This is a genomic window from Microvirga sp. BF8 (assembly GCF_059888585.1).
This window is the reverse complement of the sequence record NZ_CM187619.1, coordinates 4654471-4679819: the sequence shown is the minus strand read 5'-3', so window position 1 is coordinate 4679819 and position 25349 is coordinate 4654471. Positions and strand designations below refer to the sequence as shown.

Annotated in this window: 20 protein-coding genes and 1 tRNA gene; 10 read left to right on the top strand and 11 right to left on the bottom strand. The window is 59.5% G+C overall.

Annotated elements, in window-relative coordinates; all coding sequences use genetic code 11:
• Positions 1 to 85: 85 nt before the first annotated feature.
• On the bottom strand, positions 86 to 1264 hold the full coding sequence (locus tag AC522E_RS21985; RefSeq protein ID WP_500748349.1) for an acetate/propionate family kinase: 1179 nt from the start codon (positions 1262 to 1264) through the stop codon (positions 86 to 88).
• 468 nt (positions 1265 to 1732) lie between these two features.
• Here AC522E_RS21985 and AC522E_RS21980 point away from each other — a divergent pair, with 468 nt between their 5' ends.
• Entirely contained in the window at positions 1733 to 3121 is a 1389-nt protein-coding gene (locus AC522E_RS21980) for a GGDEF domain-containing protein (RefSeq protein WP_500748348.1), read from the top strand.
• Positions 3122 to 3155: 34 nt separating this feature from the next.
• Here AC522E_RS21980 and AC522E_RS21975 read toward each other — a convergent pair whose 3' ends face one another.
• Together AC522E_RS21975 and AC522E_RS21970 are read right to left on the bottom strand one after the other, a co-directional pair.
• Complete coding sequence (locus tag AC522E_RS21975) at positions 3156 to 6113, bottom strand: hypothetical protein (RefSeq protein WP_500748347.1); 2958 nt, start codon at positions 6111 to 6113, stop codon at positions 3156 to 3158.
• A gap of 328 nt (positions 6114 to 6441) precedes the next feature.
• Positions 6442 to 6846 carry a VanZ family protein gene (locus AC522E_RS21970; RefSeq protein ID WP_500748346.1) on the bottom strand — a complete coding sequence of 135 codons (405 nt, stop codon included), beginning with the start codon at positions 6844 to 6846 and terminating at the stop codon, positions 6442 to 6444.
• A 249-nt stretch (positions 6847 to 7095) separates the two neighbouring features.
• Here AC522E_RS21970 and AC522E_RS21965 point away from each other — a divergent pair, with 249 nt between their 5' ends.
• Positions 7096 to 7950 carry an SDR family NAD(P)-dependent oxidoreductase gene (locus tag AC522E_RS21965; RefSeq protein ID WP_500748345.1) on the top strand — a complete coding sequence of 285 codons (855 nt, stop codon included), beginning with the start codon at positions 7096 to 7098 and terminating at the stop codon, positions 7948 to 7950.
• Positions 7951 to 8155: 205 nt separating this feature from the next.
• Here the strand turns inward: AC522E_RS21965 and AC522E_RS21960 are convergent, their stop codons facing one another.
• Entirely contained in the window at positions 8156 to 9814 is a 1659-nt protein-coding gene (locus tag AC522E_RS21960) for a GMC oxidoreductase (protein ID WP_500748344.1), read from the bottom strand.
• Between the two features lie 318 nt (positions 9815 to 10132).
• Here AC522E_RS21960 and AC522E_RS21955 point away from each other — a divergent pair, with 318 nt between their 5' ends.
• From AC522E_RS21955 to uxuA, 3 genes are all read left to right on the top strand, one after another.
• Positions 10133 to 11053 (top strand): glycosyltransferase family 2 protein, encoded by a 921-nt coding sequence (locus AC522E_RS21955; protein ID WP_500748343.1) that lies wholly within the window; start codon positions 10133 to 10135, stop codon positions 11051 to 11053.
• Positions 11054 to 11440: 387 nt separating this feature from the next.
• Positions 11441 to 12166: a GntR family transcriptional regulator gene (locus AC522E_RS21950; RefSeq protein ID WP_500748342.1), complete on the top strand. Its 726-nt coding sequence runs from the start codon at positions 11441 to 11443 to the stop codon at positions 12164 to 12166.
• A gap of 163 nt (positions 12167 to 12329) precedes the next feature.
• The gene (uxuA, locus tag AC522E_RS21945) at positions 12330 to 13526 is read left to right on the top strand and encodes a mannonate dehydratase (RefSeq protein WP_500748341.1); all 1197 of its coding nucleotides are present in this window, start codon (positions 12330 to 12332) and stop codon (positions 13524 to 13526) included.
• Between the two features lie 227 nt (positions 13527 to 13753).
• Here uxuA and AC522E_RS21940 read toward each other — a convergent pair whose 3' ends face one another.
• Both AC522E_RS21940 and AC522E_RS21935 read right to left on the bottom strand, forming a co-directional pair.
• Positions 13754 to 15133, bottom strand: coding sequence for an FAD-containing oxidoreductase (locus AC522E_RS21940; RefSeq protein ID WP_500748340.1), 1380 nt, complete (start codon positions 15131 to 15133; stop codon positions 13754 to 13756).
• On the bottom strand, positions 15130 to 15594 hold the full coding sequence (locus tag AC522E_RS21935; RefSeq protein ID WP_500748339.1) for a DUF4126 domain-containing protein: 465 nt from the start codon (positions 15592 to 15594) through the stop codon (positions 15130 to 15132). The genes AC522E_RS21940 and AC522E_RS21935 overlap by 4 nt, the downstream gene beginning before the upstream one ends.
• Before the next feature lie 641 nt (positions 15595 to 16235).
• On the opposite strand from AC522E_RS21935, the gene AC522E_RS21930 reads away from it, so the two are divergent.
• Complete coding sequence (locus AC522E_RS21930) at positions 16236 to 16934, top strand: hypothetical protein (RefSeq protein ID WP_500748338.1); 699 nt, start codon at positions 16236 to 16238, stop codon at positions 16932 to 16934.
• A 581-nt stretch (positions 16935 to 17515) separates the two neighbouring features.
• Here the strand turns inward: AC522E_RS21930 and AC522E_RS21925 are convergent.
• Positions 17516 to 17830: an HU family DNA-binding protein gene (locus tag AC522E_RS21925; RefSeq protein WP_500750803.1), complete on the bottom strand. Its 315-nt coding sequence runs from the start codon at positions 17828 to 17830 to the stop codon at positions 17516 to 17518.
• Between the two features lie 699 nt (positions 17831 to 18529).
• On the opposite strand from AC522E_RS21925, the gene AC522E_RS21920 reads away from it, so the two are divergent.
• Entirely contained in the window at positions 18530 to 18652 is a 123-nt protein-coding gene (locus tag AC522E_RS21920; protein WP_500748337.1) for a hypothetical protein, read from the top strand.
• Between the two features lie 132 nt (positions 18653 to 18784).
• Here the strand turns inward: AC522E_RS21920 and AC522E_RS21915 are convergent, their stop codons facing one another.
• Positions 18785 to 19870 (bottom strand): branched-chain amino acid aminotransferase, encoded by a 1086-nt coding sequence (locus tag AC522E_RS21915; RefSeq protein ID WP_500748336.1) that lies wholly within the window; start codon positions 19868 to 19870, stop codon positions 18785 to 18787.
• A gap of 341 nt (positions 19871 to 20211) precedes the next feature.
• Positions 20212 to 20490 (bottom strand): hypothetical protein, encoded by a 279-nt coding sequence (locus AC522E_RS21910; protein ID WP_500748335.1) that lies wholly within the window; start codon positions 20488 to 20490, stop codon positions 20212 to 20214.
• A 296-nt stretch (positions 20491 to 20786) separates the two neighbouring features.
• Here AC522E_RS21910 and AC522E_RS21905 point away from each other — a divergent pair, with 296 nt between their 5' ends.
• Positions 20787 to 21674, top strand: coding sequence for a DUF1206 domain-containing protein (locus tag AC522E_RS21905; protein ID WP_500748334.1), 888 nt, complete (start codon positions 20787 to 20789; stop codon positions 21672 to 21674).
• Positions 21675 to 21867: 193 nt separating this feature from the next.
• Here AC522E_RS21905 and AC522E_RS21900 read toward each other — a convergent pair.
• Positions 21868 to 21944 (bottom strand) — tRNA-Arg (locus AC522E_RS21900).
• A 123-nt stretch (positions 21945 to 22067) separates the two neighbouring features.
• On the opposite strand from AC522E_RS21900, the gene AC522E_RS21895 reads away from it, so the two are divergent.
• Both AC522E_RS21895 and AC522E_RS21890 read left to right on the top strand, forming a co-directional pair.
• Positions 22068 to 22883, top strand: coding sequence for a thermonuclease family protein (locus tag AC522E_RS21895; RefSeq protein ID WP_500748333.1), 816 nt, complete (start codon positions 22068 to 22070; stop codon positions 22881 to 22883).
• A gap of 6 nt (positions 22884 to 22889) precedes the next feature.
• Positions 22890 to 24320 carry a M48 family metalloprotease gene (locus AC522E_RS21890; protein ID WP_500748332.1) on the top strand — a complete coding sequence of 477 codons (1431 nt, stop codon included), beginning with the start codon at positions 22890 to 22892 and terminating at the stop codon, positions 24318 to 24320.
• A 15-nt stretch (positions 24321 to 24335) separates the two neighbouring features.
• Here the strand turns inward: AC522E_RS21890 and AC522E_RS21885 are convergent, their stop codons facing one another.
• Positions 24336 to 25208, bottom strand: coding sequence for an RNA polymerase factor sigma-32 (locus tag AC522E_RS21885; RefSeq protein WP_500748331.1), 873 nt, complete (start codon positions 25206 to 25208; stop codon positions 24336 to 24338).
• Positions 25209 to 25349 lie beyond the last annotated feature (141 nt).

The following is a 25349-nucleotide window of genomic DNA, read 5'->3' as shown; positions in this document are numbered from 1 at the left end:
AGAGCCCTTGGCTGACGTGTCAGCATCGAGTTCCGCGCCAAGCATAGACTTGAACTTCTCCCAGGGATGCGGTTTGCGCAATTGCTTACGAACCGATCAATTTGCTGGCATGCGAAGCGATAATCCACTCTTCATTCGTAGGTTCGACCGCAACCTTGATCGCGCTGATCGGACTTGATATCAGCGAGCTATGGACGGTGTTCGCTTCGGGATCAAGTGCGATGCCCATGAAAGCCAAGCCATGACAGACGCGCTCCCTCAACACCGCGTTGTGCTCGCCGATGCCGGCTGTAAAAACGAGAAAGTCTAGGCCACCAAGCGCAGCGCTCATCGACCCAATCTCGCGGACGATTCTTCGCACGTAGAGAGCAAGTGCGTCACTGGCATGGGGTTTGGTCTCGTGCTGCAGCAATATGCGCGGATCGGAGGAAATGCCCGAAACGCCGAGCAAACCCGATTTGTGATAGAGCAATTGACCGACCTCATGAGGAGAAAGGCTTTCGACCTCCATCAGGTACAGCAAGGCACCGGGATCCAGAGCGCCTGTGCGCGTCCCCATCATGAGTCCATCCAGAGCGGAAAAGCCCATTGTCGTTGCCACGCTCTTGAGGTTCTGCATGCCGCAAAGACTGGCACCACTGCCGAGGTGCGCCACAATGGTGCGGCCGCAGGCGAGACTGCCATATCGTTCAGCCAGTGCGACCGCCTGGTATTCGTAGGACAGACCATGGAATCCATAGCGGCGAATTCCCCGCTCCCAGGATTCCCAGGACAGCGGAAGCATCTGCTCCACCCGCGGCAGAGTATGATGGAACGCTGTGTCGAAACATGCGATCTGTGGCAGTCCCGGGCGCAACTCCAAAAGGCTCTCCATGGCCTCCAGCGCAAACGGCTGATGGAGCGGTGCCAGGGGAATATAGCTGCGCAGATCCATCAGGACGTCCCGATCGACGCGCACGGGCTCGAAGTAGCGGCTTCCCCCATGCACGACACGGTGAGCGATAGCCTTGATCGTCTGATTGCCGCGCCGTGCTTCGACACGATGTGCAATCTGCGTCAGAGCGGCACGGTACGGATTAGCGCGATCAAGGGATATCGACCCGCCATCAATGTCTGTCTCGCTTAAGGTGGGACACGGTCCGGTGATGCCATCGACCTTCCCCTTCCAGTCGGGCGTGCGATCGATGGGTATGCGGCCGGCATCAAATAGCGCATATTTGATGCTGGAGGAGCCACAGTTGAGGACTAGGATCAGGTCACTCATGGACAACTCATCCGGCAGTCTCGCGCCTATATAATAGCGACGGCGCGAGGGCCGAGGCCAACGTTGACGACAATCTATACATACCCTTCATAATCTTTCAAAGCACAGCAGATGCGCCAGAGAAGGTCCACCTGGGTCAGCAGGGCACGGCCAGCGACGATCCCCGCAAGGCGTCGATCCCTTGTTCGTAACCGGTATAATACTCTTGCATAGTGCTCGGCTCGCTGACCTGTTGTGACCTCGCTGCGTTTCATGCCGCGGAGACTGATGGCCATGTCTAATCTTCCCGTTGGGTCAGACTAGGGCTTGCCCACGCGCAGAGTTGTTTCGTATGAGGCAGTGATTCTACGCTTTAGCATGACGATTTCCATGAGGCCTGCTCCAGCTTGCCCACGGAGTAAGGTCGCCTGAGCCCGGATTGCGGGCGTGAATAGCAATGCGGCGAGCTGTCGGAGGAGTGAACAGAGCATGAGGCAAGATGCCTGGGATAGCGCGCCTTTTGGGGTTGCACGCGCCGACAATGTCTCCATGTCAGCGCGAGAAATCCTGGCACATATTGTGGCCGAGAAAAGCGGCGAACTCGTCAGTCTTTTTTATGCTACATTTCTTAGCGATAAAGAGGCCTCGACCTTTCTCAATCATTCGATCGTGCATGATCGACTCAGCCACTCGCTTCAAGAGTGGCTGGCACAACTGTTTGCGGTCGATTCGCCTCATGATCTTGACAGCTTCGAAGAGCGACAGCGAGCCATCGGCAATGTCCACGCTCGGATCAAGATACCAATCCACCTGGTTCTGGAGGGAGCGTCGCTCATTAAAGGCGCAATTGCGGCACATATCCTGCATCACGCGACGAGCCGCGAGGTGATGGGAACGGCATTGATCATGCTCGACCAGCGAATTGATCATGCTATGCGGTTGATGAGCCAAGCCTACGTGTCCGGCACAACTCAGCGGGCCCAAATGGATGAGGCCTTTAGATTATTCACTTTGGGCCAAGATATCACCCTCGAACGCGAACGCCAGCGCGCTGCCCTCATGGAATGGAGCCAAACGGTTCTCTTTGCGCTTTTCGGAAACGAGCAGACCACGAAACTGAAGGCAATCTCGAGTTCCTCCTTCGGTCTGTGGCTTCATCATCGGGCAAACGTCATGTTTCAGGGCGTGCCCGCGATTGAGACCATCGAGGGCGCCATGCAGAAAATCGATGGCATTCTACTGCCGAAACTGGAAGAAATACGGGCGAGCAATCGCCCTGTCCTGACAGAACCTCTCGCGCAGCTGCAATCGCTCATGGAAGAGATCAAGCTTCTCCTGGCCGACTTGTTTCAGAGCGTAGAGGGACTAGAAAACGGACGGGACCCTCTCACTCGCACCCTTAACCGGCGGTTTCTGCCCTCCATTCTGAGTCGAGAGATTTCGATTGCGGGAAGGAGTAGCGCACCGCTGACGATTTTGATGATCGACATCGATCACTTCAAGCAAATCAACGACCGGTGGGGGCACCCCGCCGGCGACCTAGTATTGCGCGATGTCGCAGAAGTGATCCTCAATACAGTTCGCCTGAGTGACTTTGTCTTCCGCTACGGCGGCGAAGAGTTTCTAGTTGTACTTGTCGAGACCGACGCTCACCAGAGCCTCATGATAGCGGAGCGAATTCGGCAGGAGCTTATGGGGCATGATTTGCGACTTCCGGACGGGACAGAGTTCACCGTTACAGCCTCAATCGGGTTAGCGACATATGAGGGCCATCCGGACCATGCCTATCTTGTCGAGGCTGCCGACAGAGCTCTCTACGAAGCAAAAAGGGCGGGCCGAAACCGTACGACCGTCGCCCGCAGTCCGGAATCTCGTTGATTGTGCGAGCGGACAGCCAGATTGAGCGGCATGTTCAGGGGAGTGACACACGACCCGTACTGACGGTTCGCAGCTTCCAATCCTCAGCCTTCGACCCCCTCAAGTTGAGATTACCAGCCATGTAGAGAAGGCGTTTCGTGTCCGCGCTCTGAGAGGTGCAGAAGCGATCCTGAAGATAGAACGGTGGTGTTGCCTGGTAGTACAGAGTTGCCTCGAGGAAGGCGGGTTCACCCGCGATGTCAGCGAGATTGATGCGATAGACGGTCGTATCGCCACCACCTGCCTTATAGTCAGGGTCATCACCCGTTTGCACGGGACCAGACTCGTCGGCGAGTTCGGGACCGGCCCCAATCGCCTTGGCGATGCGAACTCGCTCGTCCCGTTTCATGAAGCCATGCGGGAGGAGGCGATTGTCCTTCACATTCGAACAGATGGACAGAAAGCTGGTTGTGAGCTCACCGGAAGGGATTGATCTGATGCCGCATTGAACTGGCCCTGATGCAGGAGGCGAGGATACCAGTTCCTGATAGATTTGAGCCTGATCCTGGCGAGTGATCACCTCCCGATGGGGCTGATGCGCGAGTGGGTCCAGACGCGCGGAACAATCATCCTTCCACCACGCCTCGCCAGCCACCAGGCGGCCATTTTCATCCGTGATGGCGCCGATTGTGTTGGTACGGCCGGAAGCCCAAAGCACTTTTCCCTGGGTATCGAGAACCTGAAACTCAATGAAGGCGCGACGAAACCCGACACCTGAAGGGAACTTGTGCCCGGTCTTGTTGATCACCGTCACGCTCGCCTCGAGCGTCTTCAGGTCCCTCGCAATGCGGGAGATTGCGATCTCGGCAGTCTTCGTCTCCGCCTGATGTGCAATTGCTTTCTCCGTGTAGAGCAGGGGATCCAACCCTTTGCGTGTGAGCATCGGATCCTGGGTCCTGATTCCAAGCAGGTCTGGGAACTGCTGCGCCATCTTGATCAGGAACGTGTTAAGGCCGACGAGGACATGGCTGGCGAAGCCTTCCCGCACTGGTAGATCGATGTCTTCCGGGTCGAGCGTATTGTCAGCTTGTGGGAAGTTGCTGAATTCCTGGATGCTGGCAATCTTGCTGCGATACGGTTTTCCAGTCACGTCCCGGCTTGGCATATGACATTCTTGGCATGTCTGCGCGCGATCGCCCTTTCCTGAAGGCAGCGCACCGTCGGGCGTCATTCCCGTACGATAGTCGCTGAACGCCCACTCAGCATAGGTTGTCTGTTCGTAGGTATGGCCAATGACTTTACCCTTGTTCAGTACGGGCAAGTGAACCGTATGGCAGCTTCCGCAGACTTCGGAGTCCTTGATATGCTTGTTGTGAACCGGCGTGCGACCGAGTGCGTTCTCCATAGGCCGCACCTTGGGATCATTGAAGGGACCGTTGATTTTGTCCGTGGCCCCAACAAGAAAACTGCCCGAGAAGGTTCTGGCAAAACCCGAGTTGCCCGGCGTGAGCAGAGCCTGCCGGTCAGCCACGCAGCTATTCTGCGGATCGTCTTTAACCTTGTCCCGCTCGCTTTCTCCAAGTGCCATCGTATGACAGGTCGTGCAGGAGACGCCGTCACGTGCCAGGGCGCCATAGCGGGAGCTTCCGGCGTCAGGTTTCGTGGGAAATGGTGTGACGTCGACCATTTGGCGTGAGAACGCAACGCAACCCTCTCCGGCAGCCTGCCGATCGATCTTGAATTGGCGCTGCCCCATATTGCCATGACATCCGAGACAGGTATCTTCAACGAGCTTCGACGATTCTGGATGAAAGGCCTCTGTCTCGCTGGCGAGTTGAGCGAAGAAAATCGGGTCGCGCCCTGCCAGGCCCATCGGGGATGTGCTCCAGGTTCCATGCGGCGACAGATTGAGGAGCTTACCGTTCGGCCCAGGCTCGGTCATATCGAAATGCAGCCCTGTCGAGCCTGCATCGTGACATCCTATGCATTGGTCGGAAGTCAGGAATGGTTGAGGCGCTTCTGATGTCCCGGCGCCCGCCCAAACGTTGTCATACGTCTGGGATGGCATCTGCATCACCTGTGTCTTTGCCGGGAACCCATAAGGCGGTCGATAGAATGCTTTAAAGGCGGGGTCGTAGGCCTGATGAGGAGGTGTCCCCTGAGGCGTGACGTCGTCGGACTCCTGAACGATCCGGAGATGATTCAGGAGTTCGGCAAAGCTTTCGTCAGCCTTCGTGAATTGATCTTGGAACCAGTGCTGGCTGAGGAAACTCAGTGGTCGCCCTGGCTCTCCCCTGATGTTTCGCAATGCCGCGAACGTGGAATTGTCTTTGGCTGATGCGTGGCAGTTAACGCAATATTGGCCAAATCCCATATTGGGGTAGCCATTACCCGGACCTGCGGGCCAATCGGGCTCCCAGTCGCTCCAACCGAACCAGCCCCAGAACCAACCGTCGTGAGAGCCTCTAGTGTCTCGCACCATTACTGCGGCACCGCTCGTCGGCAGGAGACGAGTAGGGTCGATGTCGCGACATGCGGCGGCAGGAGCGGGATACATCTCCTTAACCATGACGGCTCCGTCCGGCACCGGGTCCGGCACGGCAGGTGCATGACGCTCATCCGAGGGACGATTAGCCTTCAGCCATTCGTACATCTCTGGTGAATACCAGATAACGACGGGCGCGTGAGTGCCATGGTACACTCCGGACCACTTGCCGTCCTTAAGGGACGCCGTAAACGGACCGGTGTCGCGAACAGCCTTGTCGACCTTCCATCCTGATATTGGACTGCGGTGGCAAAAGGCTCGCAAATAGCTTCCGAGCTTCTGCTGATAAATGTCGAGAGGAAAGCGACTGGGCCTTCGAATATCGGCATCCAGGGAAGCGCAGAGCGCATCATCCTTCGGCATCTGCGGCGTTGCCTGCTCCGCCGGACATATGGTCGATGCGAAAGCCGCCTGCTGGATAAGCAGAGTACCGCAAACTGTGAGGATGCCGATGATTTGACGATGCATGAAGGGTCCGAATACGATCTATTATTACTCTTGCATTCCTAACTTCGGGCGACCTTCTGACTTTTCAAATCCAGGACGACGTCCCGTCGTCTACTCAGTTGAGCAGCGCTATTGCCATAGCAAAATAATCCAGCCAGCCAAACAATTCGTTACTTGATCATAGATTTCTCCGCCGACATTCTTTTCCCGGGCAGGAGCCCTCCTGCGGGGTCGTATATTCGCGAACGCCGTATCTCTATCCAACGGCAGCAGGGATCAGGAGGAGCATAGGCTTACGCATTCCGAAAACCGGGCTCAGTTATTTCGAGCCATGCGGCAGCAAGCTTCTTTAAAGTTGGGGCTTGAACCAGGAAACACGGACAATACGCATGATGCTGTGAGCGAGTAGAAATCCTGCTACGACAGCCACCGCTTTCACGACGAAGTCCTCGCTTCGGCCATGGCGGCCCGGGACAAAATTCTGGAGCGTTTCGAGGGTAGCAGCAAAGCTCACCAAAAAGACAAATGCCGCCAAGCGCTTATGGGGATAGGCTAAAACGAAGACCGCGCCCAACGCGGCGAAGGCGACGATCCTTTCGAGGTTCGCAGGCGCACCCGAGACCGGACGCAGTTCGATGGGTGACAGGGTGAAGGCCACAATTAGAGCGACAAGCAGCCATGCGGAAAGCTGGAGGCTCCTCCGTATGATTTCAGCCGCCACACGCGGACTTTGTTTGCTCCGTTGTGAATCCATGCTCCCTTTCCCAAGGAATGCGTACTGCAAGCTCCTCGGCACGGCATAAGGCGCCCCCCGCAGTTCCGAAGTCAACCGTAGCAGTGCTTTCGAAGACTTGGAGTGGAAATTTCGAAGACGACTACGCTCAGGGATAGTGATGGCACAGGGGTCAGGCCGCCGCGTTCGGCTGACAAAAGGCGTTGCCGGAGGGATGCGAGAGGCTAAATTATAGGGCGACATGATTATTGGAAGTGCAGGAAGCCAGCTATGGACCAGCATCCAGCGATTGCTCGTGGCCGGGCCGCCGTCATTACGGGAGCAGCCAGCGGAATCGGTCTCGCCGCCGCCAAGCGACTTGCGAGCCTTGGAATGAAGGTGTGCATGGCCGACCTCGAGGAAGAAGCCTTGACACGCAGCGCTGCGGCGGTTGCCGCGGTCGCGGAATCACCCGATCATGTTGTCGCCATCGCTACGGATGTCGCCCGAAGAGAAGATGTCCAGCGCCTGAAGGATCGGGCCTTCGCCACTTTCGGCGAGACGGCCCTGCTGATGAACAACGCCGGAATCGAAGGCGGCGGCCAGCTTTTTGCCGACCCGCAGCGCTGGAAGGCAATTCTGGATACAAATCTGTGGGGCGTCATCAACGGTATACAGATTTTTGGTCCTGCCATGGTTGAGCAGGGGACGGCTTGCGCCATTATCAATACAGGATCGAAACAGGGCATTACCACTCCGCCAGGCGATACCGCCTACAACGTCTCAAAGGCGGGCGTGCGGGTAGTCACGGAGGCGCTGGCGCACGAGCTTCGGAACAGAGCTCACTGTTCAGTCACCGTGCATCTTCTCATTCCGGGCTTCGTCTATACCGGGCTTACGATGGCACGTGGTGTAATGGAGAAGCCTGCCGGGGCCTGGGACCCCGATCAGGTTATCGACCTGATGTTGTCGGCCACGGCGCGAGGCGACTTCTACATTCTTTGTCCTGACAATGAGACAACGCGAGAGATGGACGAAAAGAGAATCCGCTGGTCTGCGGAGGACATCGTGCAGAACCGCCCTGCTCTCTCCCGCTGGCACCCGGATTTCAAGGACGTCTTCGCACGCTTCATAGACGAACGGTAGCGGTCCCTGCAGCTGGAAAGCAAGCGGTCATCTTCTAACGATTTTTGGGAGTGACGGAGTTAGACGTCCAGAAAAATACGGCTGCATCGTCGAAAATATCTCAGCAGGCTGACTCCGGACTTTCGATGGTTCCGGAGCATGCGACGCCGGGTCGAGAAGGACTTGATCGAGACTTTCTGTGGGACATCGATCCGCCGGAGGAAACCTAGTTGACCTGGTATCTGCCCGTTCCGTCGCTGCTTGAAACATGGCCAAGCCCTGCAGGGCGCGCCATTCGCTGAAGAAGAGCGTCAGCAGCGCGAAGGGCCAGTTGCATAATCGTCAAGGTAGGGTTCGAACTCCCTGAAGACGGGAAGGTGGACGCGCTTGCCACCCAAACATTGCCGACGTGATGGCAACGCAGATCTGGCCCGACCACCGACGTGGCGGGATCCGTTCCCATGCGCGTTGAGCCCGAGGGATGCGCCCTCTGATCGGCCACGTCGATGAACCTCGCCGAGCCATCGCCAACATAACCTTCCCATTCGATAGGGCAGACACTCTCAAAGCCGGAGCGTTTCCAGTAGGCCGACGTTCGTTTTACCGCGGATTGAAAGGTCCTTTCATCGCTCTCAGTCAATTGCCATTCGAGCCTTACTTTTGGAACAGAAAGCCGGTCCCGCTCCTGGGAGAGGGTGATCCTGTTATTCCAATCCGGAATTTGCTCGATGCAGATCTCCAGCTTCAGACCTGTCTCCCTAGGCATGAACAGTTGACGGCGAGCAAATCGCCAATAGGCCGCCTGCGCGAGATAGCCGGTGTGCGCTGCCAGTTGGCGCATATCGCTTCCCAGCATTGAATGCTGACGCTTCTGCAGGTTTCGGAGCAATTCTCTGACGATTCCAAGAGGCGATTGTGGAGACAGATCGAGAGCGACCTCGGCATATGCGCTTGCGACACCTTCCATCCGTTGAGCGTCAGGAGTGAGCTCCAAGTGGAGATTGTGCCGAGTACGGCCGACGAAGCGGTATCCGAAAAGTCGATTTGTCTTGACTTGGTCAAGCGGGCGGATCTTGCCGACGACGGCCCTTGCGTGATCCTGAAAGTAACGTCCGAGTGCATTGCAGCCTTCGAACGCCCTGTCATCTGAGGCTGCATCCAGCAACAGCAGCAGGCGTGTCGTTTCAATGCTGCCCGCAGCAAAAACGAATTCGTCCGCTGAGACGGTGAGCTGGCGACCGCTCAAGTCCTTGGCCACGATGCTGGTGATACGTCCGGAACCTCTGTCCAGTTTCAAGTCGCAGACCGTGGCGCCAAGCCAGACCTCAAGATTGCTGAGGCGGGTCACTTCCCGCTTGAGAGCGGCTCCTACATTGGCGCGCTGGTGTGTCGGACACTTGAACCAGCGACATCTCAGATCTGGATCCTTCCTTGGGAAGAGCCCATCCCGGTCGAACCGCTCCAGGAGTTCCTCTTCATAGGGAGAAGCATCGACCCGGAAAACTTTTTCAAGCTCGCGAGTATAGGTTTCGAGCTCGCTTGCCGGGAACGGCCAGCCAGAAAGGGAGAGATAGGGTCGCTCCCCGGTATCGTGCAATGTGAGAGGGATTAAGCGTCCACCCCAGGAACTCGAGGTCCCTCCAAACGCCCGAACGCGTCCCGTCAGCGCGCGATTGTATCGCCCAAACAGATCTTCGATGCTGTTGAGTTCGTGAATCTGCTCATCGAATATGTCGATTCCACTCTCGACAATTATAACCCGCTGCGCAGATCTGGCTAAGCGCATGGCAACCAGGAGACCTGCGATTCCGCCGCCAATAATACAAATAGGAGCTGTGCGGATGGTCTGAACAGCATCAGCTTGCGGGAGCGCACAGATCGTCATCTGCTACCTCACGTCCGCGGGGACGCATATTTTCCTTAACTTGACCGTGAAACTGCAACAGACAAGCAATCGTGTCCATGAAATCGATCGTCGAAGGGGGATTACCCCGCCGGGATGGCTCAATGCACCCTGGAGAATTATTCATTTCGGCAGCGATCATGCCAGAATAGCGTGGAGGGTCTCAGGCATGGCGGTTGTCATGACTATCGGGTAATCTGGTATGAGGAGGACGAGTGCACCAATCGGCAATGTTCGTCGCGAGATGCTGCCGCTCCGACATCGACTTCTATAGCATCGCAACGTCGGGATAGTTCGATCATGCAGGCCTTCAGTCCACCGTGTCCGCGAGTCAGCATCATTATCCCGCACCTCAATGAGCCCGACGATCTGAGCCGGTGCCTTAGCGCGCTGCGAGCGCAGAGGGTTGACGGAATTCCCTTCGAGATCATCGTGGTCGATAACGGCTCAATAGTGCCGCCGGAATCCATTTGCTCGGATGTGCGATTGGAACGGGAGCCTATTCCTGGCCCAGGTCCCGCACGAAACCGTGGCGCTAGTGTCGCCCGGGCGGAGATCCTCGCCTTCATCGATGCCGACTGTGTGGCGGATGCCGGATGGATCCGTGAGATCGTCCGCTATTTCGATACGAATCCGGATGTGGATTGTCTTGCTGGAGACATTCGAGTTGCTCGCGGGAATGCGAGCGACTCGATGGCAATCGAAGCGTATGAACGCATCTTCAGCTATCGCGTGCAGCTTTACGTTGAACGTGATCATTTCGCAACGACGGGCAACATGGCGGTCCGCAGAAGCGTTTTTCGATCCGTGGGACCGTTCGGCGGGATCGCCATTATGGAGGACAATGACTGGGGGCATCGGGCAACGGAGTTGGGATTCAAAATTGGATATGCGCCTCACGTGCGGGTATTCACACCGGCCTGTAAGACCTTCACTGAACTCACACGCCGCTGGGACCGGCACATTGCGCATGAATTCAAGGAAGTTAAGCCCCAAACAGCAAGCATCATCAGGTGGACCGCTCGGAGTCTCGCCATTGCAGCCTCGCCTTTGGCCGATGTAGTGAGTGTCATATCCTCAGACAGGGTCTTCGGTATCCGGGAACGCTGGCTCGCGATGATCTGCTTGGTTCGTATTCGTCTCTACCGCTGCCAAAGAATGCTGCGGCTGGCCCTGACCGGCGACAGTTCCCGAATGGTCGAAGGCTGGAACCGAGATTGACGGCAGGGCTCGGCCGGACTGTAGGTGCCGCTCCTCATTGGGTCAGGTCGGGAAATTCCTCTCATGCACCGATACGCCCCAAGCGCCGGAATCGTGACACTGACCACATTCGCGTATGAGGTTGCCCCCGCGCCTGCCGGCGGGGCTACAACGCTCCAGCAGAGAAGTCCGGCACGATTTGCCCTTGTCCATGCGCGCGCCGCTTATCGAGAGCTTCCATAGTTGCGCTCTGCCCAGACCGGGAGAAATCGCTCTCGAGACCCTTTTCGGCCACTTGAACCAGTGGAGCATTCCTGATACTGGTCGACTAGTCGACTACTGGCGCGACTGCCTATCACCTTAAGATTTCGGGATCGGTTCGCCAGCACAGCTTGGGAGACAGGCGAGGTGCCGAAATCGTATCCGGAAAAGCCGGGGTCGCTCGCATGGACTTCCAGCACAGCGGCATCACCACCCTCGGTCATGGTGCGGGGCATCCATGCTCAGGTCCGCCAGGACATCGTCACGCTGCGGCTGCGCCCAGGCGCCAGGCTATCGGAAAACGAGCTCGCACTCCGCTTCGGCACCAGTCGCGCCCCTGTCCGAGAGGCCATCATCCGCCTCGTCGAGGAAGGACTGATCGAGGTGATGCCGCAACGAGGCAGCTTCGTGAATCGAATTTCGCTCGCGGCCATGAAACGGGCGCGCTTCGTGCGCGAGGCCTTGGAGGTCGCAATCGTCCGTCAGGCTGCAGAACGTGGGCTTTCTGCACAGGCGGGTGAAAGGGTAACTGCCAGCCTCGCCGCACAGGAGAAGGCTCAAGAAGACCCGGAAGCATTCACGATTGCCGACGATGCATTCCACCGTGCTCTTGCCGAAGATATCGGCATTGCGCAGATCTGGGCGGTATTGGAACGGGAAAAATCACAGTTCGACCGCATCCGCTTCCTGAGCTTACCTTTAGTCACACCTGTCGCATCCCTGATTGCGCAGCACCGCGATATTTTAGCAGCAGTGCTGCGACGCGATCCTGAAGCCGCCGCGGCGGCCATGAGGGGGCATCTTTCCGAAATCCTGAAAAGCGCCGAGACGCTGGCAACCCAGCATCCGGACCTGATCCTCAATGACCTTTAAGTGTCCCATGGCGACAACAGAACCACATTCGCATTTGCTTCTCGTGCCGGAGCGCAGGAAGAAGCGACGACACGCTAGGGCGATGATTTCTACGGCCGCCCTGTCATTTCCCCGTATTCAATCCACCGCCGGCGCTTAGGCCGGCTCCAAGAAGGTTAGCACCATGGAACAGACTTGGCGTTGGTTCGGTCCGGACGATGTCGTCCAACTTCCTCATATCCGCCAGACCGGCGCAACCGGGATCGTAACCGCCCTTCACCAGATCCCGTATGGAGTGGTTTGGAGCGTCGATGAGATCGAGGTGCGCAAGGCACAAATCGCCGCTGACGCCTCGCTTGGTTTGCGCTGGAGTGTTGTCGAAAGCCTGCCCGTCCACGAGAGCATCAAGATTGGCGAAGGCGACCTTGATCCCCTGTTCGATAACTATCGCCAGTCGCTTCGCAATCTCGCAATCTGCGGGGTGACAACGATCTGCTACAACTTCATGCCGGTCCTAGACTGGACGCGTACCGAGCTTGCCTATCCGCTGCCGGGGGGCGGAACGGCGCTGCGCTTCAACGCCCATGAACATGCCGCCTTCGACTGCTTCATGCTGAAGCGCCCTGGCGCGGAGGCCGACCATTCCCCCGAAGTTCTGGCAAAGGCCAGCCAGTGGTTCAAAAATTCGTCCGAGGCGGATCGCCACAAACTCCTGGCCAATATCATGGCCGGGCTTCCCGGTGCCTACGACCGCTACGACATTCCCGGCCTGCGCCGGATGCTGGACCGCTACCGGGATGTGAATGCGGCACGCCTTCGCGAGAACCTTGCCCGGTTCCTGCGCGAGGTGATCCCCGTCGCCGAAGAAGTCGGGATCCGGATGTGCATTCATCCCGACGATCCGCCACGCCCCCTCATGGGCCTGCCGCGCATCGTCTCCAACGCCGACGACCTGGCCTACATTGTGGAGGCTGTCCCGTCGCCGGCCAATGGCATCACGCTCTGCACCGGCTCGCTTGGCGCAGGCGTCACGAACGACGTCCCGGCGATCGCAAAGCGATTTGCCCGGCACGTTTATTTCGCCCATCTGCGGAATGTCGCGAAAGAGCCGGACGGCTCCTTTATGGAGGCAGACCACCTCGGCGGTGATACCGACATGGTGGCCGTGGTAACCACCCTTCTCGAGGAACAACAGCGCCGCAAGGCTGCCGGTGATCCGAAGTGGCGCATTCCGATGCGGCCGGACCACGGACACGAGCTTCTCGATGATGTCGGCAAGGCGACTCACCCGGGCTATCCGGCGATCGGTCGCCTCAAGGGTCTCGCCGAGTTGCGAGGTGTGATGACCGCCGTCGCCAGTTTACGAAACCTGCCGCTCTAGGGCGCCATACGGCTGGCATCCGGGCCGCGGGCGGCATTAGCGGAATAAACCGGAGGTGAAACGCTCGCATCGCATCGCTTCGCGGTGCGGGCGCAGACCAGCACTTGGCCGACGGCGCCATGCTCCTCGTCTTGCAGACAGGACGGGCTCGCCTTGCTCTATAGGGTCCTAACTCCGAAGAGTCCCAAACAGGCATTCCACTTTCAGGCCGATGCTCCCAAGGGCGCTTAGCTGGGAGGTCGCAGGTCTCCGAGGACGGTTGGGATCAACTCCGAAACGGTTGGATGGATCGGGACCGCCCATTGCAGGGTCGGATACTGAACTCCAGCATTCATCATGTCGAGGATGCCATGAATCGCCTCGTCGCCACCCACTCCCAGAATGGCTGCTCCGAGAAGTTGCTTCGTCTCGGCATCTGCGACGACCTTGATGAATCCCTTGGTTTCCCCTTTCTCTATTGCGCGTCCGACGCGCGTCATCGGGCGTTTGGAGACGAGAAGCTTACGGCCCGTGCTGAGCGCCTCCGTCTCCGTCATGCCGACCCGTCCAAGCGGCGGATCGATGTAGAGCGCATAGGCCGGAACTCTCTCGCTGACTCGGCGGGCAGCACCATCGAGTAGGTTTGCGGCGACGATCTCGTAGTCATTGTAGGCAGTATGTGTAAAAGCCCCGCGGCCGTTGCAGTCCCCCAAGGCCCAGATGCCAGGCACATTCGTGGCAAGAGAGTCATCAACGGCGACGTAGCCCCTCGCGTCCACGTTGACGCCTGCCTTGTCCAAACCGAGATCATCAGTGTTCGGCCGCCGCCCCACAGCGAGCAGGACGTGCGAGCCGGTCACAACCGGTTCGCCTGAAGTGCAATCGACGTCGACCGCGACGCCGTCGGCCAGTGAGTGAAACCCGATGCAGGTCGCGCTTGTACGGACTGCGATTCCCTCGGCTGTCAAAATATCCCGAATGGCCTCCGAGACATCCTCATCCTCGCGCGCGACAAGCCGCGGCCCTTTCTCGACCACCGTGACGTCTGCGCCGAACCGGCGATACATCTGCGCGAACTCGAGACCGATATAACTTCCGCCAACAACGACCAGATGTCTTGGGACTGTCTCCAGCGCAAGAATGGAGGTATTGGTGAGGTACTCGATCGTATCGACTCCGGGCATGTCCGGCACGCTCGCCCGGCCACCCACATTGATGAAAATGCGAGGGGCTTGCAGCAGACTTGCTCCGACGCGGAGGGTATCCGGCTTCTCGAAACGGGCCTGTCCGCGGATCACGGTCAGACCATCCATGCTGCCCAGCCACGTCTCAAGATTGGTGCGTGCGTTCGTGACGACGGCGTCGGCACGCGCCTTGACGGCTCTCATATCAATCCCGATGGGGCTGCTGAGCGTAATTCCATACTCGTCGCTCCGCCGGGCAAGGTGAGCGGCATAGGCGCTTGCCACCAGTGTCTTTGTCGGCATGCAACCGGTATTGACACAGGTTCCGCCAAGCAGCTTCCGCTCGACAAGCGCGACCTTCATCCCTGCCGCCGTCAGCCGTCCGGCCAGGGACGGGCCCGCCTGGCCTGCACCGATGACAATCGCATCGAAAGACTGGGTCATGATACTGCTCCCACGATAAGCACCGCACCGATGATCGCAGCGGCATCTTCCATCAGTGCCGCCGGACGGTCCTTGCCGAAAGCCGTGGCCAGTCGTGTCCGGATGGCTGCCCCGCCGAGTGTTCCGACGATAGCTCCAGCAGCTCCCGCGATGAAGCCGGCCGGAAAAGCGTCGCCCGCCGCGCCGATGGCGGCGCCGCTGAGACTGCCCATGACAATTCTCGTGGCGAACGCCGCAGGAGCTTTGCGGCTCGGCGTGGAGGGAAGTTGGTCCGTGACCAGCTCTGCAAAAGCCAACAGCGTCAGGATCCAGGGCGTGAACCGATAGCCCAGAACGGCAAGCCAGGTTCCATCAAGGTCGAGGAGACCGAGATAGGCTGCCCAGCTCACGGCTGCGGGAGCCGTCATGGCACGCGAGCCCGCAATCACCCCGACGAGGAACGTCAGCAGATCAACGCTCATCCATCACCTCCGCCACCTCATTCAGATTGCATTCTTGACGCTGTGCTTCCAGGCCCCGCCGGCTCAGGATGCTCAGGCATCCAGCGGCAACGGCGTGGATGGTTCGTCTGGTCCGACAGGAGTGTATCAGGAGCGGAAAGAAGACAGAAACAATGCACTGGCGATGAACGTGCCAGTGCTTGCCTTAGGCCGAGTGGCACGAAATGCCATCTGCCGTCACGCTTTCCCTCGTCCGGGCTCGACTTCACGAGCCATTCGCCAGCTCGACAGCCAGTCAGCGATCTGGAGAGGACTGTTGAGACAGATCGATGGTCTTGGGTTCGCTGCAGACACGAATGTGCCGGCGGTCTGGTACAGCTTGTCATGGCAGTTCCTTCCCTGCCGGGGTGCTTTGCGGCCGTTGTCGTTCCAGTCTCGGGGATCGGGGTGTAGACTGCGTCGGCCGGAATCCTTCGGGATGGGAGGCGACGATGGTCGGCTGTATCGCCAGAATGATCGCGCCATTCGCTTGCCTGCTGACTTTGCTCAGCTTCGTCCCGGTCAAAGCGGAGCCGTTTTTCGTCAAGGTCTACGGGAGGACTTATAAGGTCGATCCACGGTACTCGGCCGAGGAACCGAAGGGCCCGAAGCCTCAAGAGGCCATGAAGGCTCTGCCTTCCGACATTGCACGAGGTCCCGGCTTCAAGGCGTCGCATGAGCAGGTTCTCGCTGAGGTCGAGGAAAGGATCTGGATCGTGCGAAACCAGCTCGATGATGCGTTGGAGAAGGCCACGACCGCCCGGGAGTGGCAGAATATGGGAACCGACTCGAAGGAGATCCGGCAGGACATTACGGGGTCGCTCACGACCGGAGCTGCGCAGACCCGTTCGCCAGAATTGCAGACGCTCTACGACCGCCACAGGGCCTTGAATCTCCTCGTGAGAGAGTTGCGGCGGTCCATGAACCTGCCGGTACGGCCAACTGGAGCCGGGTTCTCACGGCCGAAACTGATGCCCGAGGTCGAGGCCAGTTACCGCGACCTGAACTTCGACCCTCTCGCCGCCTATGAGGGCTTCAGGCGCGTCAAGGCGGCCTTTCGTTCGGGTGACGTCAAACTCTTGGCGCATGTCGCTCACTTTCCCCTGACGGTTACGGGAAGGGTCAGGCGGACCATCCGCAATCGGGAACAGCTTGTCGCAGCAAGGCAAATGGTCATGGACCCGCGCATCCGGGAGGTTGTCGCGAAGGCGACGTTTGAGACGGTCTTTGTCCGGGACAAAGGGATGATGCTTGGGCAGGGGGAGGTTTGGATCACCCACGACAAGACAGGCTTCGGCCTGGGATCCATTAACCTGGAATGAAAGACGACATGAGGAACGTGGCTACGGGTACCACCACGTTTTGTAGTGAGAGCGGTTTTCGCTGTCGTGGGTCGCAAAACCGCGTCGACGACTTTGATGTGTCGCATCACCGGACGGAAAACCGGTACCCCTTTCACTGAAGCGGGACCCGGCTCCTGAAAATGCTCTAAACTTGAGGGAGCCCCCCGTCGATGCTCCCAGATGCGGTCTCGGCCTAACTGCCTTCGAACGGAACTCCATGGCTCGACAGCTCAAGGCGGCAATGGGTTCAAGAGCCGTCGAGGCAGAGCATATCGAGGAAAATGCAAGGCGCTTCGGTAGTCGGGCCTTGTGGTCTTCATCGCCGCTTGCAGCAGAAAGATCATCACGAGACAGCTATGACTGAACGCGTATCGTGGTCGTCGCGGCGTCTCAGGGGATACTTTTGATCGAGCTGTCGCCAGATGTGTAGACTGCAGATGACGCGATCCCGAACCCGATCCTCTTCAATTCGGCTCCAAGATCATTTCGAGCGCCAGCGTTATCTCGGCTGGACCGTGCAGCACAGAATGCGACTGCACGGGACCACCGCCGCGAGCGACTCAGATGGATTCCTTAAGGTCCTTGGCAGCCCGGAAGGCAATCTTCTTCGAGGCCTTGATCTTCACGGGCTCGCCAGTCTGCGGGTTACGGCCCATTCGAGCAGCGCGCTTGCGCACCTGTAGGATGCCCAGGCCTGTCAGGCGGATTTTCTCGCCCTTCTTCAGGCTTTTCGTGATCATTTCCACAAGATGGGTCAGCATCTCGTTGGCTTGGCGCTTGGGCAGTTCATGCAATTCCGAGAGTCGTTCGGCAATGTGGCGCAGCGTCAACACCGCGCCCGCCGTAGCGGCAGATGTCTTTGCGACCTTCTTCACGGTCTTTGCCGGCGCCTTCGATCCGGAGGTCTTGGAGACCGCAGCCTTGGAGCCAGTTGCTTTGGTCGCCCCTGCCTTGGCTGGCGTCTTCGCCGCCTTGGTCGCTGTCTTTGCCGGAGACTTGGCTGCGGCAGCCTTACGGGCGGGTGCTTTGCCGGTTGTAGTCTTGGTTGCTGCTTTTGCCACCTGACATTCCCTTTTATGAACAGAGTGCTTGTGTCGTTCAGCCCTTATGCATAGCGTCATAACCTTCGATTTGAAGGCTTCTAACCCCTTCTTCTGTTAGTTTATCCAAAGAAATTTCGCTCCTGAGACGTTCGTGGTCTTCTGATTATCCATGTGCCACCCAGATTTTGACGGGTAGGCCCCTCCGTTCCGCAAGCTGAGCCATTGCTGGATTTCTTAACGCTCGGCCGCGACGGCGACGGTCGTCACGAGCGATGGGGTGTCCACGACATCCAGGTCACCAGGGGAGGCGGGCTCGATGCCATTACCGCCGGAGCAACAGGAAGGTTTCACCAAGCTGCGATCAAACATGCCCGCATCGGCATGCGGAAGATCGATCCAGCCTCTCATCAAGGCCGGAGTGCATCAGCATGGCCAGTGGCGGAGCATGATTTAGGTGGTTCGGAGCATGGCGCACATGCGCAGGTCCAAGCAGCTCGGATCGTGGCGGAGGCCGGTCAGGAGATGCCGTCCATGCTCCAGCCTGTAGCCTGTCGGGAGATCAAGCCGGGCCGCGGCGATCTCCTCGGGCGTGCATGCATGCGCGGCGGCAACGAGCCTCTGGCCGTGAATGTCACCGATGCCGATCCATCTTGAGATTCCAACGGCCGGCGGCAGGACATGGCGATGAGCATGTTGGTGGCGCAATCGACGAAAAACCGCGAGATGAGCAACGGCTCCTGCCTCGGCGGCAGGAGCCGTTGCTCATCCCAGCACGATACGTCGAGCTCAGGCGATCCTGTGCAGCCAACCATAGACGTCGGCCTGCGAACCTCTTTGCATCCCGACCAACGTGTCGCGAAGCTTGCGGGTGACGGGACCAACCCTGCCCTCGGAAATGGAAAATTCGCCCTTGGCGTGGCGGACGCCGCCGATGGGAGCGACCACGGCCGCCGTGCCACACGCAAAGGTTTCCCTGAGGCGGCCACGAGCGGCATCCATCTGCCACTGGTCGAAAGAATAGGCTTTCTCCTCGACCTTCATGCCGGCGTCCCGCGCGATCGTGATCAGTGAGGAACGTGTGATCCCCGGCAGAATCGTTCCAAGTGGCGGCGTTATGACCGTCCCGTCGTCCATCACAAAGAAAATGTTCATTCCGCCGAGTTCTTCGACCCATCGATGTTCCGCGGCATCCAGGAATACGACCTGGTCACATCCCTTAGCCGCCGCCTCGGCCTGCGCAACGAGACTGGCAGCGTAGTTTCCGCCGCACTTGGCGGCGCCAGTGCCGCCCTGAGCAGCCCGGCTATAGGTTTCCGAAACCCAAACCGTGATAGGTTTTTCCCCGCCCTTGAAGTACGCGCCTACGGGGCTTGCAATCACACAGAACGTGTATTGGTTTGCAGGCCGCACACCGAGGAAGGCCTCGCTGGCGAACATGAAAGGACGCAGGTACAGGCTTCCCTCTCCAGGCGGCACCCATGCGCGATCGATGCGAACCAACTCCTCGATCGCGGCAAGGAACAACTCCTCCGGCACAACCGGCATCGCCAAGCGCTCCGCCGAGCTTCGGAAGCGGCGGGCATTCTCCTCAGGCCGAAACAGGGTGATGGCCCCCTGCTCCGTCTTGTATGCCTTCATCCCCTCGAAGATCTCCTGGGCGTAGTGCAGAACGGCGCTGGCAGGGTCGAGTTGGAATGGTGCGCGTTCGCGCACGCACGCATCGTGCCAGCCCTTCTCGGCGTCCCAGGACACTGTGACCATATGGTCGGTAAAAACCCTGCCGAATCCTGGGTCCTCCAGAAGCCGCCCACGCTCGGTTTCCGGCACCACGTTCGCGTTGGGGGTGACACGAAACTCCGATTCCTTGCCCAAGGTATTCTCCTCTTGAAATACTGCCGAAACTTGCGCTCAAGCGTCATCGCAGCCGTGGGAACATGATAGCTCTTATTTGAATCGAGAGGGCAGATCCACTTCGGTGAGCTTTCGGGACGAACAGGCCCGTCGGGAAGAGTCCCGCCCAGGCAACGCCTGCCATTCAGGTGCCCACCGCGACGCGGTCGCGGGCATCATGCCTCGCCGGGCATGCCAGAGGCGGTCCAGGCGCGAACGGGCGCGCTGCAACGACGCTCTATGCTCAGCACCCGCCCCAGGCTGGCGGGTGGAGGGAGGCAGGGCGGGATTTCGACTGCCCGCCACGTTGCAGAGACTGTTCCTCACATGCGGAAGTTCGGCATCTCTGCGGTAAGCTTGGGAAGCTCCTTCGTCATCCAGTCGACCATTTCGTCGGCGGTCTTGAGATGGGCCGGCATCGGGATCGGGCCGGACCGGGCTCCATGGATTGCCACAACGTCCTGCTCATCCAGAACCGGATCGAGGTCGCTCTCGTCCTCCGGCGACATGCGCCCATCGCCAAGCCAGAGCAGAAGTATGTACAGCGCCGTGAAGAACCCTGCGACAGGTGCGAGAAGAGTCATCGTTACATAGGCGATCAATGCCAGACCTCCGCAACTTCGCAGAGCCTACCACAGAAGCTGTCCGGCAACCTTCTAAAGATGCGAGGCACAGGGCCAAAGGACGATGAGCGGATCGCTCGTTTTGGGAACCTGAGGAGGCGGCCACTGCGCTCCGGCAACCTCGAAAATACTGAGGATCCCGGGAGGACTCGAACCTCCGACCAACGGCTTTTCAACACTGGCAGAGAGGGTGCCCGCGGAGAGACGGCGGATCTCGGCTGAAGGAACACGGGCTGGGGCTTGGCGATTCACCACACAGGGAGGAGCCGCCGCACATGCCCAACTTCCGCAGGAATCCCATCGAAGTACTGGCCCGCCTGGGCTACGGCGCGCGTGGCGTGGTCTATGGCCTCGTAGGCGGCCTCGCCCTTCTGGCAGCCATTGGCTCAGGCGGGCAGACGGGCGGCAGTCGCAGCGCCCTACAGACGCTCCTATCTCAGCCATTTGGCAAAATCTGGCTCGGGCTGATCGCCCTAGGGCTTCTCGGCTTCTGCTTCTGGCGCGTCATCGAGGTGCTGACCGATGCAGATCACCATGGGACCGACGTGAAGGGCTGGGCCACGAGAGTTGCCCATCTCATCAGTGGCGGCATCTATGCCGGCCTAGCGGTCTCGGCCCTGAGTCTCGCCGTGGGCCGGGGTTCCAAGGGAGGTGGCGAGGATCAGGCCACCCAAGATTGGACGGCCTGGCTCTTGGCGCAGCCTTTTGGCCAATGGTTCGTCGGGCTCATCGGCGTTGCCATTGTTGGCACTGGTCTTGCATTTGCCTGGAAGGCCTGGCGCGGTGACGTGACCCAACATCTTGCGCTTCCTGTCGACAAGCGGGAGTGGATCGTTTCTCTCGGACGCGCCGGCTTTGTGGCGCGAGGCGTCGTTTTCGTCCTGATCGGCGGCTTCCTGGTGCTGGCGGCCTTACACAGCAGCTCGTCAGAAGCGCATGGTGTTGGCGGCGCGCTGCAATCACTGCAGCGGCAGCCCTTTGGCTGGGTGCTCCTGGCGCTCACCGCAGTCGGTCTCTTCGCCTTTGGCCTGTTCGGCCTCGTGCAAGCCTATTACCGGTACATCGACGCGCCGGATCTCGATGATGCCAAAGCGGCCGTCGCTCAAATGGGACAGCAGGGAAATGTCATTTGGAAAACTGGATACCGGGAGGACTCGACTTAACGCCGAACAGGATAGTGCCGATGACCCCGATACCGGCCATTTCCATGTCTATTGTGGCGTCGGCACGCGCCACAGGTCCCGTTGAAACCATCCTCATATTCCCAAGAATTACAGGCAAGCTAAGCTTTGAAGAGCAAATTCGCTGGCTGTAACCCGGAGGTAACCGCGGCCCTTCCGGCAGCCTCGGAATAACTGGCGATCCCGGGAGGACTCGAACCTCCGACCTTCGGTTTAGGAAACCGCTGCTCTGTCCTGCTGAGCTACGGGACCGCACAGGCGATGAGTAGCACAATTCGCCCACAGGTAAACGGGGGTCGTGCAGCACCCAGGAAAGCTTAGGCTGGCGAGACAGCCGCAAAGGATTATGGTCCTTTGAATTGGCTTGGATTCATCATGAAGCCGTTCATCCTCGTCTGCCTGGCGGCAGCATTTTTCGGCGGTGCGCAGGCCTGCCGGGCACAATCGGCCGTGGCCGCGGTCAAACCGAATTCTCCTGCATGCCCTGCCGCAACGGCACCCGACCGTATCGTGGACGTGACTCGGGAGGCCGACCTCGTGCTTGAATCTGGGGCGGTGGCCAAGCTCATAGGTGTTGGCTTTCCACGCTCGTCGCCTTTTCGGGAGAAGGCCCTCGCCGAGCTTCGGGCTCTGGTGGGGCATTCGGTCCTGACCTCCGTGGGAGTGGAGCGTGACCGCTGGAGCCGGGTTCCGGTCCGGGTTCGGGTCGCCGACGGGACAGGCGGTGTGGACCTCGCCGAGAAGCTCATCGAAGCCGGCCTTGCTCTGGTTTCTCCCGGTGAGGAGGAGAGCCTTTGCCAACCTGAACTGCTGGCCCTCGAGGAAACGGCGCGCGAGCGAAACCTTGGCCTCTGGGCCGATGCTCTCTATAAACCCCTCGACGCAGACCAAATCAGCCGCCTGCATGACCGATTCGGAACATTCGTCCTCGTCGAGGGACGGGTGCGAAGCATCGGCGAACGCAAGCAGCGGATCTATTTGAACTTCGGAGGGCACTGGGCAGAGGATTTCACGATTGTCATTCCGAGACGGACATGGAAGACCCTGATGGATCGCGGCTGGAATGCTGCGGATCTGAAAGGGCAGCGGATCAGGGCCCGAGGCATTTTGGAGCCTTGGCAAGGAGCCGCTCTTACCATTGTAGTACCGGAGATGATCGAGCGCCTCGATGGTCCGCGCCCGTCACGCTGAGCGAGTATGAGCCGTAAACGTCAGATGAAGGGAATCCGGGTTGTCGGGAGCACGTTGCTCCTCGCCTGGCTCGCAGGTTGCGCCGGTTTCGACAGTAATGTGTCGCTTCCGGCCGATGCGCCGCGCGTCGTTGGGGCGGAGCGGCCGCGCGACCGCGACCACGAGCGCCTGGTGGCGGCTTTCGGCGGCGAGATGAGGGCGCCCGAGGCACAGCGCCTTATGAACGAGGTAACAAGGCGTCTGGTCGAGGCAAGCGACAGGCCTGACGAATCCTATCAGGTCTCGATTCTGAATTCGCCGGCCGTGAACGCGTTCGCCCTGCCGAACGGACGCCTTTACCTGACCCGTGGCCTCTTGGCTCTTGCGAGCGACACAGCAGAAATCGCCGCGGTTCTGTCCCATGAAATCGCCCATGTCACGTTGCGCCATGCCTCGCAGCGCAACGAGTTGCAGGCCCGCTCGACTCTGATCAAGCGCGTGACCGAGAACGTCCTGAACAATGCGGAGGAGGCGGCCCTGGTGCAGAACCAGTCGCGCTCGACCCTGGCGAGCTTCTCCCGGGCGCAGGAGCTGGAAGCCGATCAGGCTGGCGTGAAGGTTCTGGCCCGCGCCGGATTCGATCCCTATGGCGCACCCCGCTTCCTGACGGCACTGGGACGCTCCGCAACCGGGGGCTCCGACGCCAGCGCCGACATGATGGCAAGTCATCCGAGCACCCGCGAACGGGTAGCCCTTGCCCTGCAGGCGGCGCGGCGCGCGAGCGCGCCGGGTGTCGGAGAATCCGGTCGGGCCGAGTATCTATCGGCCATCGATGGCATTTCCTATGGCGACGACCCGGCCGACGGGGTCGTCCGAGGGCGCCGTTTCATCCATTCGCGCCTTGGGGTGGCCTTTGAGGCGCCGGAGGGCTTTACCCTGGAGAATACATCCCAGGCGGTTCTCGGTGCGTCGGCGGACGGAAGCCGGCGGCTTCTGTTCGACGCAGCCGACACGCCCTCTGGACAGAGCCTGGAAGAGGTCCTGCGCTCGACATGGAACGACACCATCGAGCCCGGCAGCCTCTCCACCTCGACGATCAACGGCCTTCCGGTCGCAACGGCGATTTCCAATGGTAAGGAATGGTCGTTCCGGCTGTCCGCGATCAGGATCGGCAACACGACGTATCGCCTGATCCTCGCAGCCCGCAGCGGTTCCGGAAACCTCGAAAACTTGTTCCAGAAGACTCTCGAAAGCGTGAGACAGGTGCAACCGACCGAGGCGCGCATGATCAGGCCATTGCGCCTGAAGATCATCACCGCCCAGCCGGGCGACACGGTTCAGAGCCTCGCGGATCGCATGCCCGTCGATCGCCCGCTCGATCGCTTCCTGCTGCTGAACGGCCTCGAGCGCAATGACGCCCTGAAAGTCGGCGAACGCTATAAAATCGCCATAGAGTGACTGGCGCAGCGCGGGTCAGACGAAAGCACCGGTGGCCTGCGGATATTTCTCGATCAGGGCGCGCTTGAGCTTCTCCAGGGCCCTGTTCTCGATCTGGCGGACCCTTTCCTTCGAAATGCCCAGGCGATCGCCGAGGAATTCAAGGGTCACCTGCTCATCGTCGAGACGACGGGCGCGCAGAATACGAAGCTCGCGCTCGTTGAGCACTTCAAGCGCTTGTCGAAGCCAGCGCACGCGGCGCTCACTGTCGATCACATCGGTCACGCTTTCATCCGGCAAGGGACTGGAATCGACAAGGAATTCCACCCGCTCGGCAGAATTCGAGGAATCGGCGTCGAGCACAGGCGCATTGAGAGAGGTATCCGGGGCGGAAAGCCTGGCATCCATTAGGGCAACATCAGCCCGCGAGACACCGATGGCCTCGGCGATCTTCTCGTGGATATCTGATGCGATCCTCTCCTCGCCCCCTCGGGTCAGGCGGGCGCGCAACCGACGAAGGTTGAAAAACAGTGCCTTCTGGGCGGAGCTCGTGCCGCCACGGACGATAGACCAGTTGCGGAGAATGTAATCCTGAATCGAGGCGCGGATCCACCACGTCGCATAGGTGGAGAAGCGCACCTCACGTTCCGGTTCGAACCGGGCAGCGGCCTCCAGGAGGCCCACATGCCCTTCCTGGACAAGGTCTGCCATAGGCAGGCCATAATGGCGGAAACGGGCGGCAAGGGCGATGACCAGCCGCATATGGGCAGCCGTCAACTGATGAAGCGCAGATTCGTCGCGCTGCTCTTTCCATCTCACGGCGAGCAGGTGCTCTTCTTCCCGCTCGAGGAACGGAGCATTCATGGCCGCACGGACGAACCGACGACGAACCCCAGAGATTTCTCCCATTGCGTCCTCCCTTGGCAAGGACACAACGAGCGAGGCTGGAAAAAGTTCAGCTCGAAACGGCTCAGTTTGCGGAAATAGGGATGGCCTGCGCAAAGACAAGCGGCCATGGCAAAGAAAAGCCCGGCACGAGCCGGGCTTTTG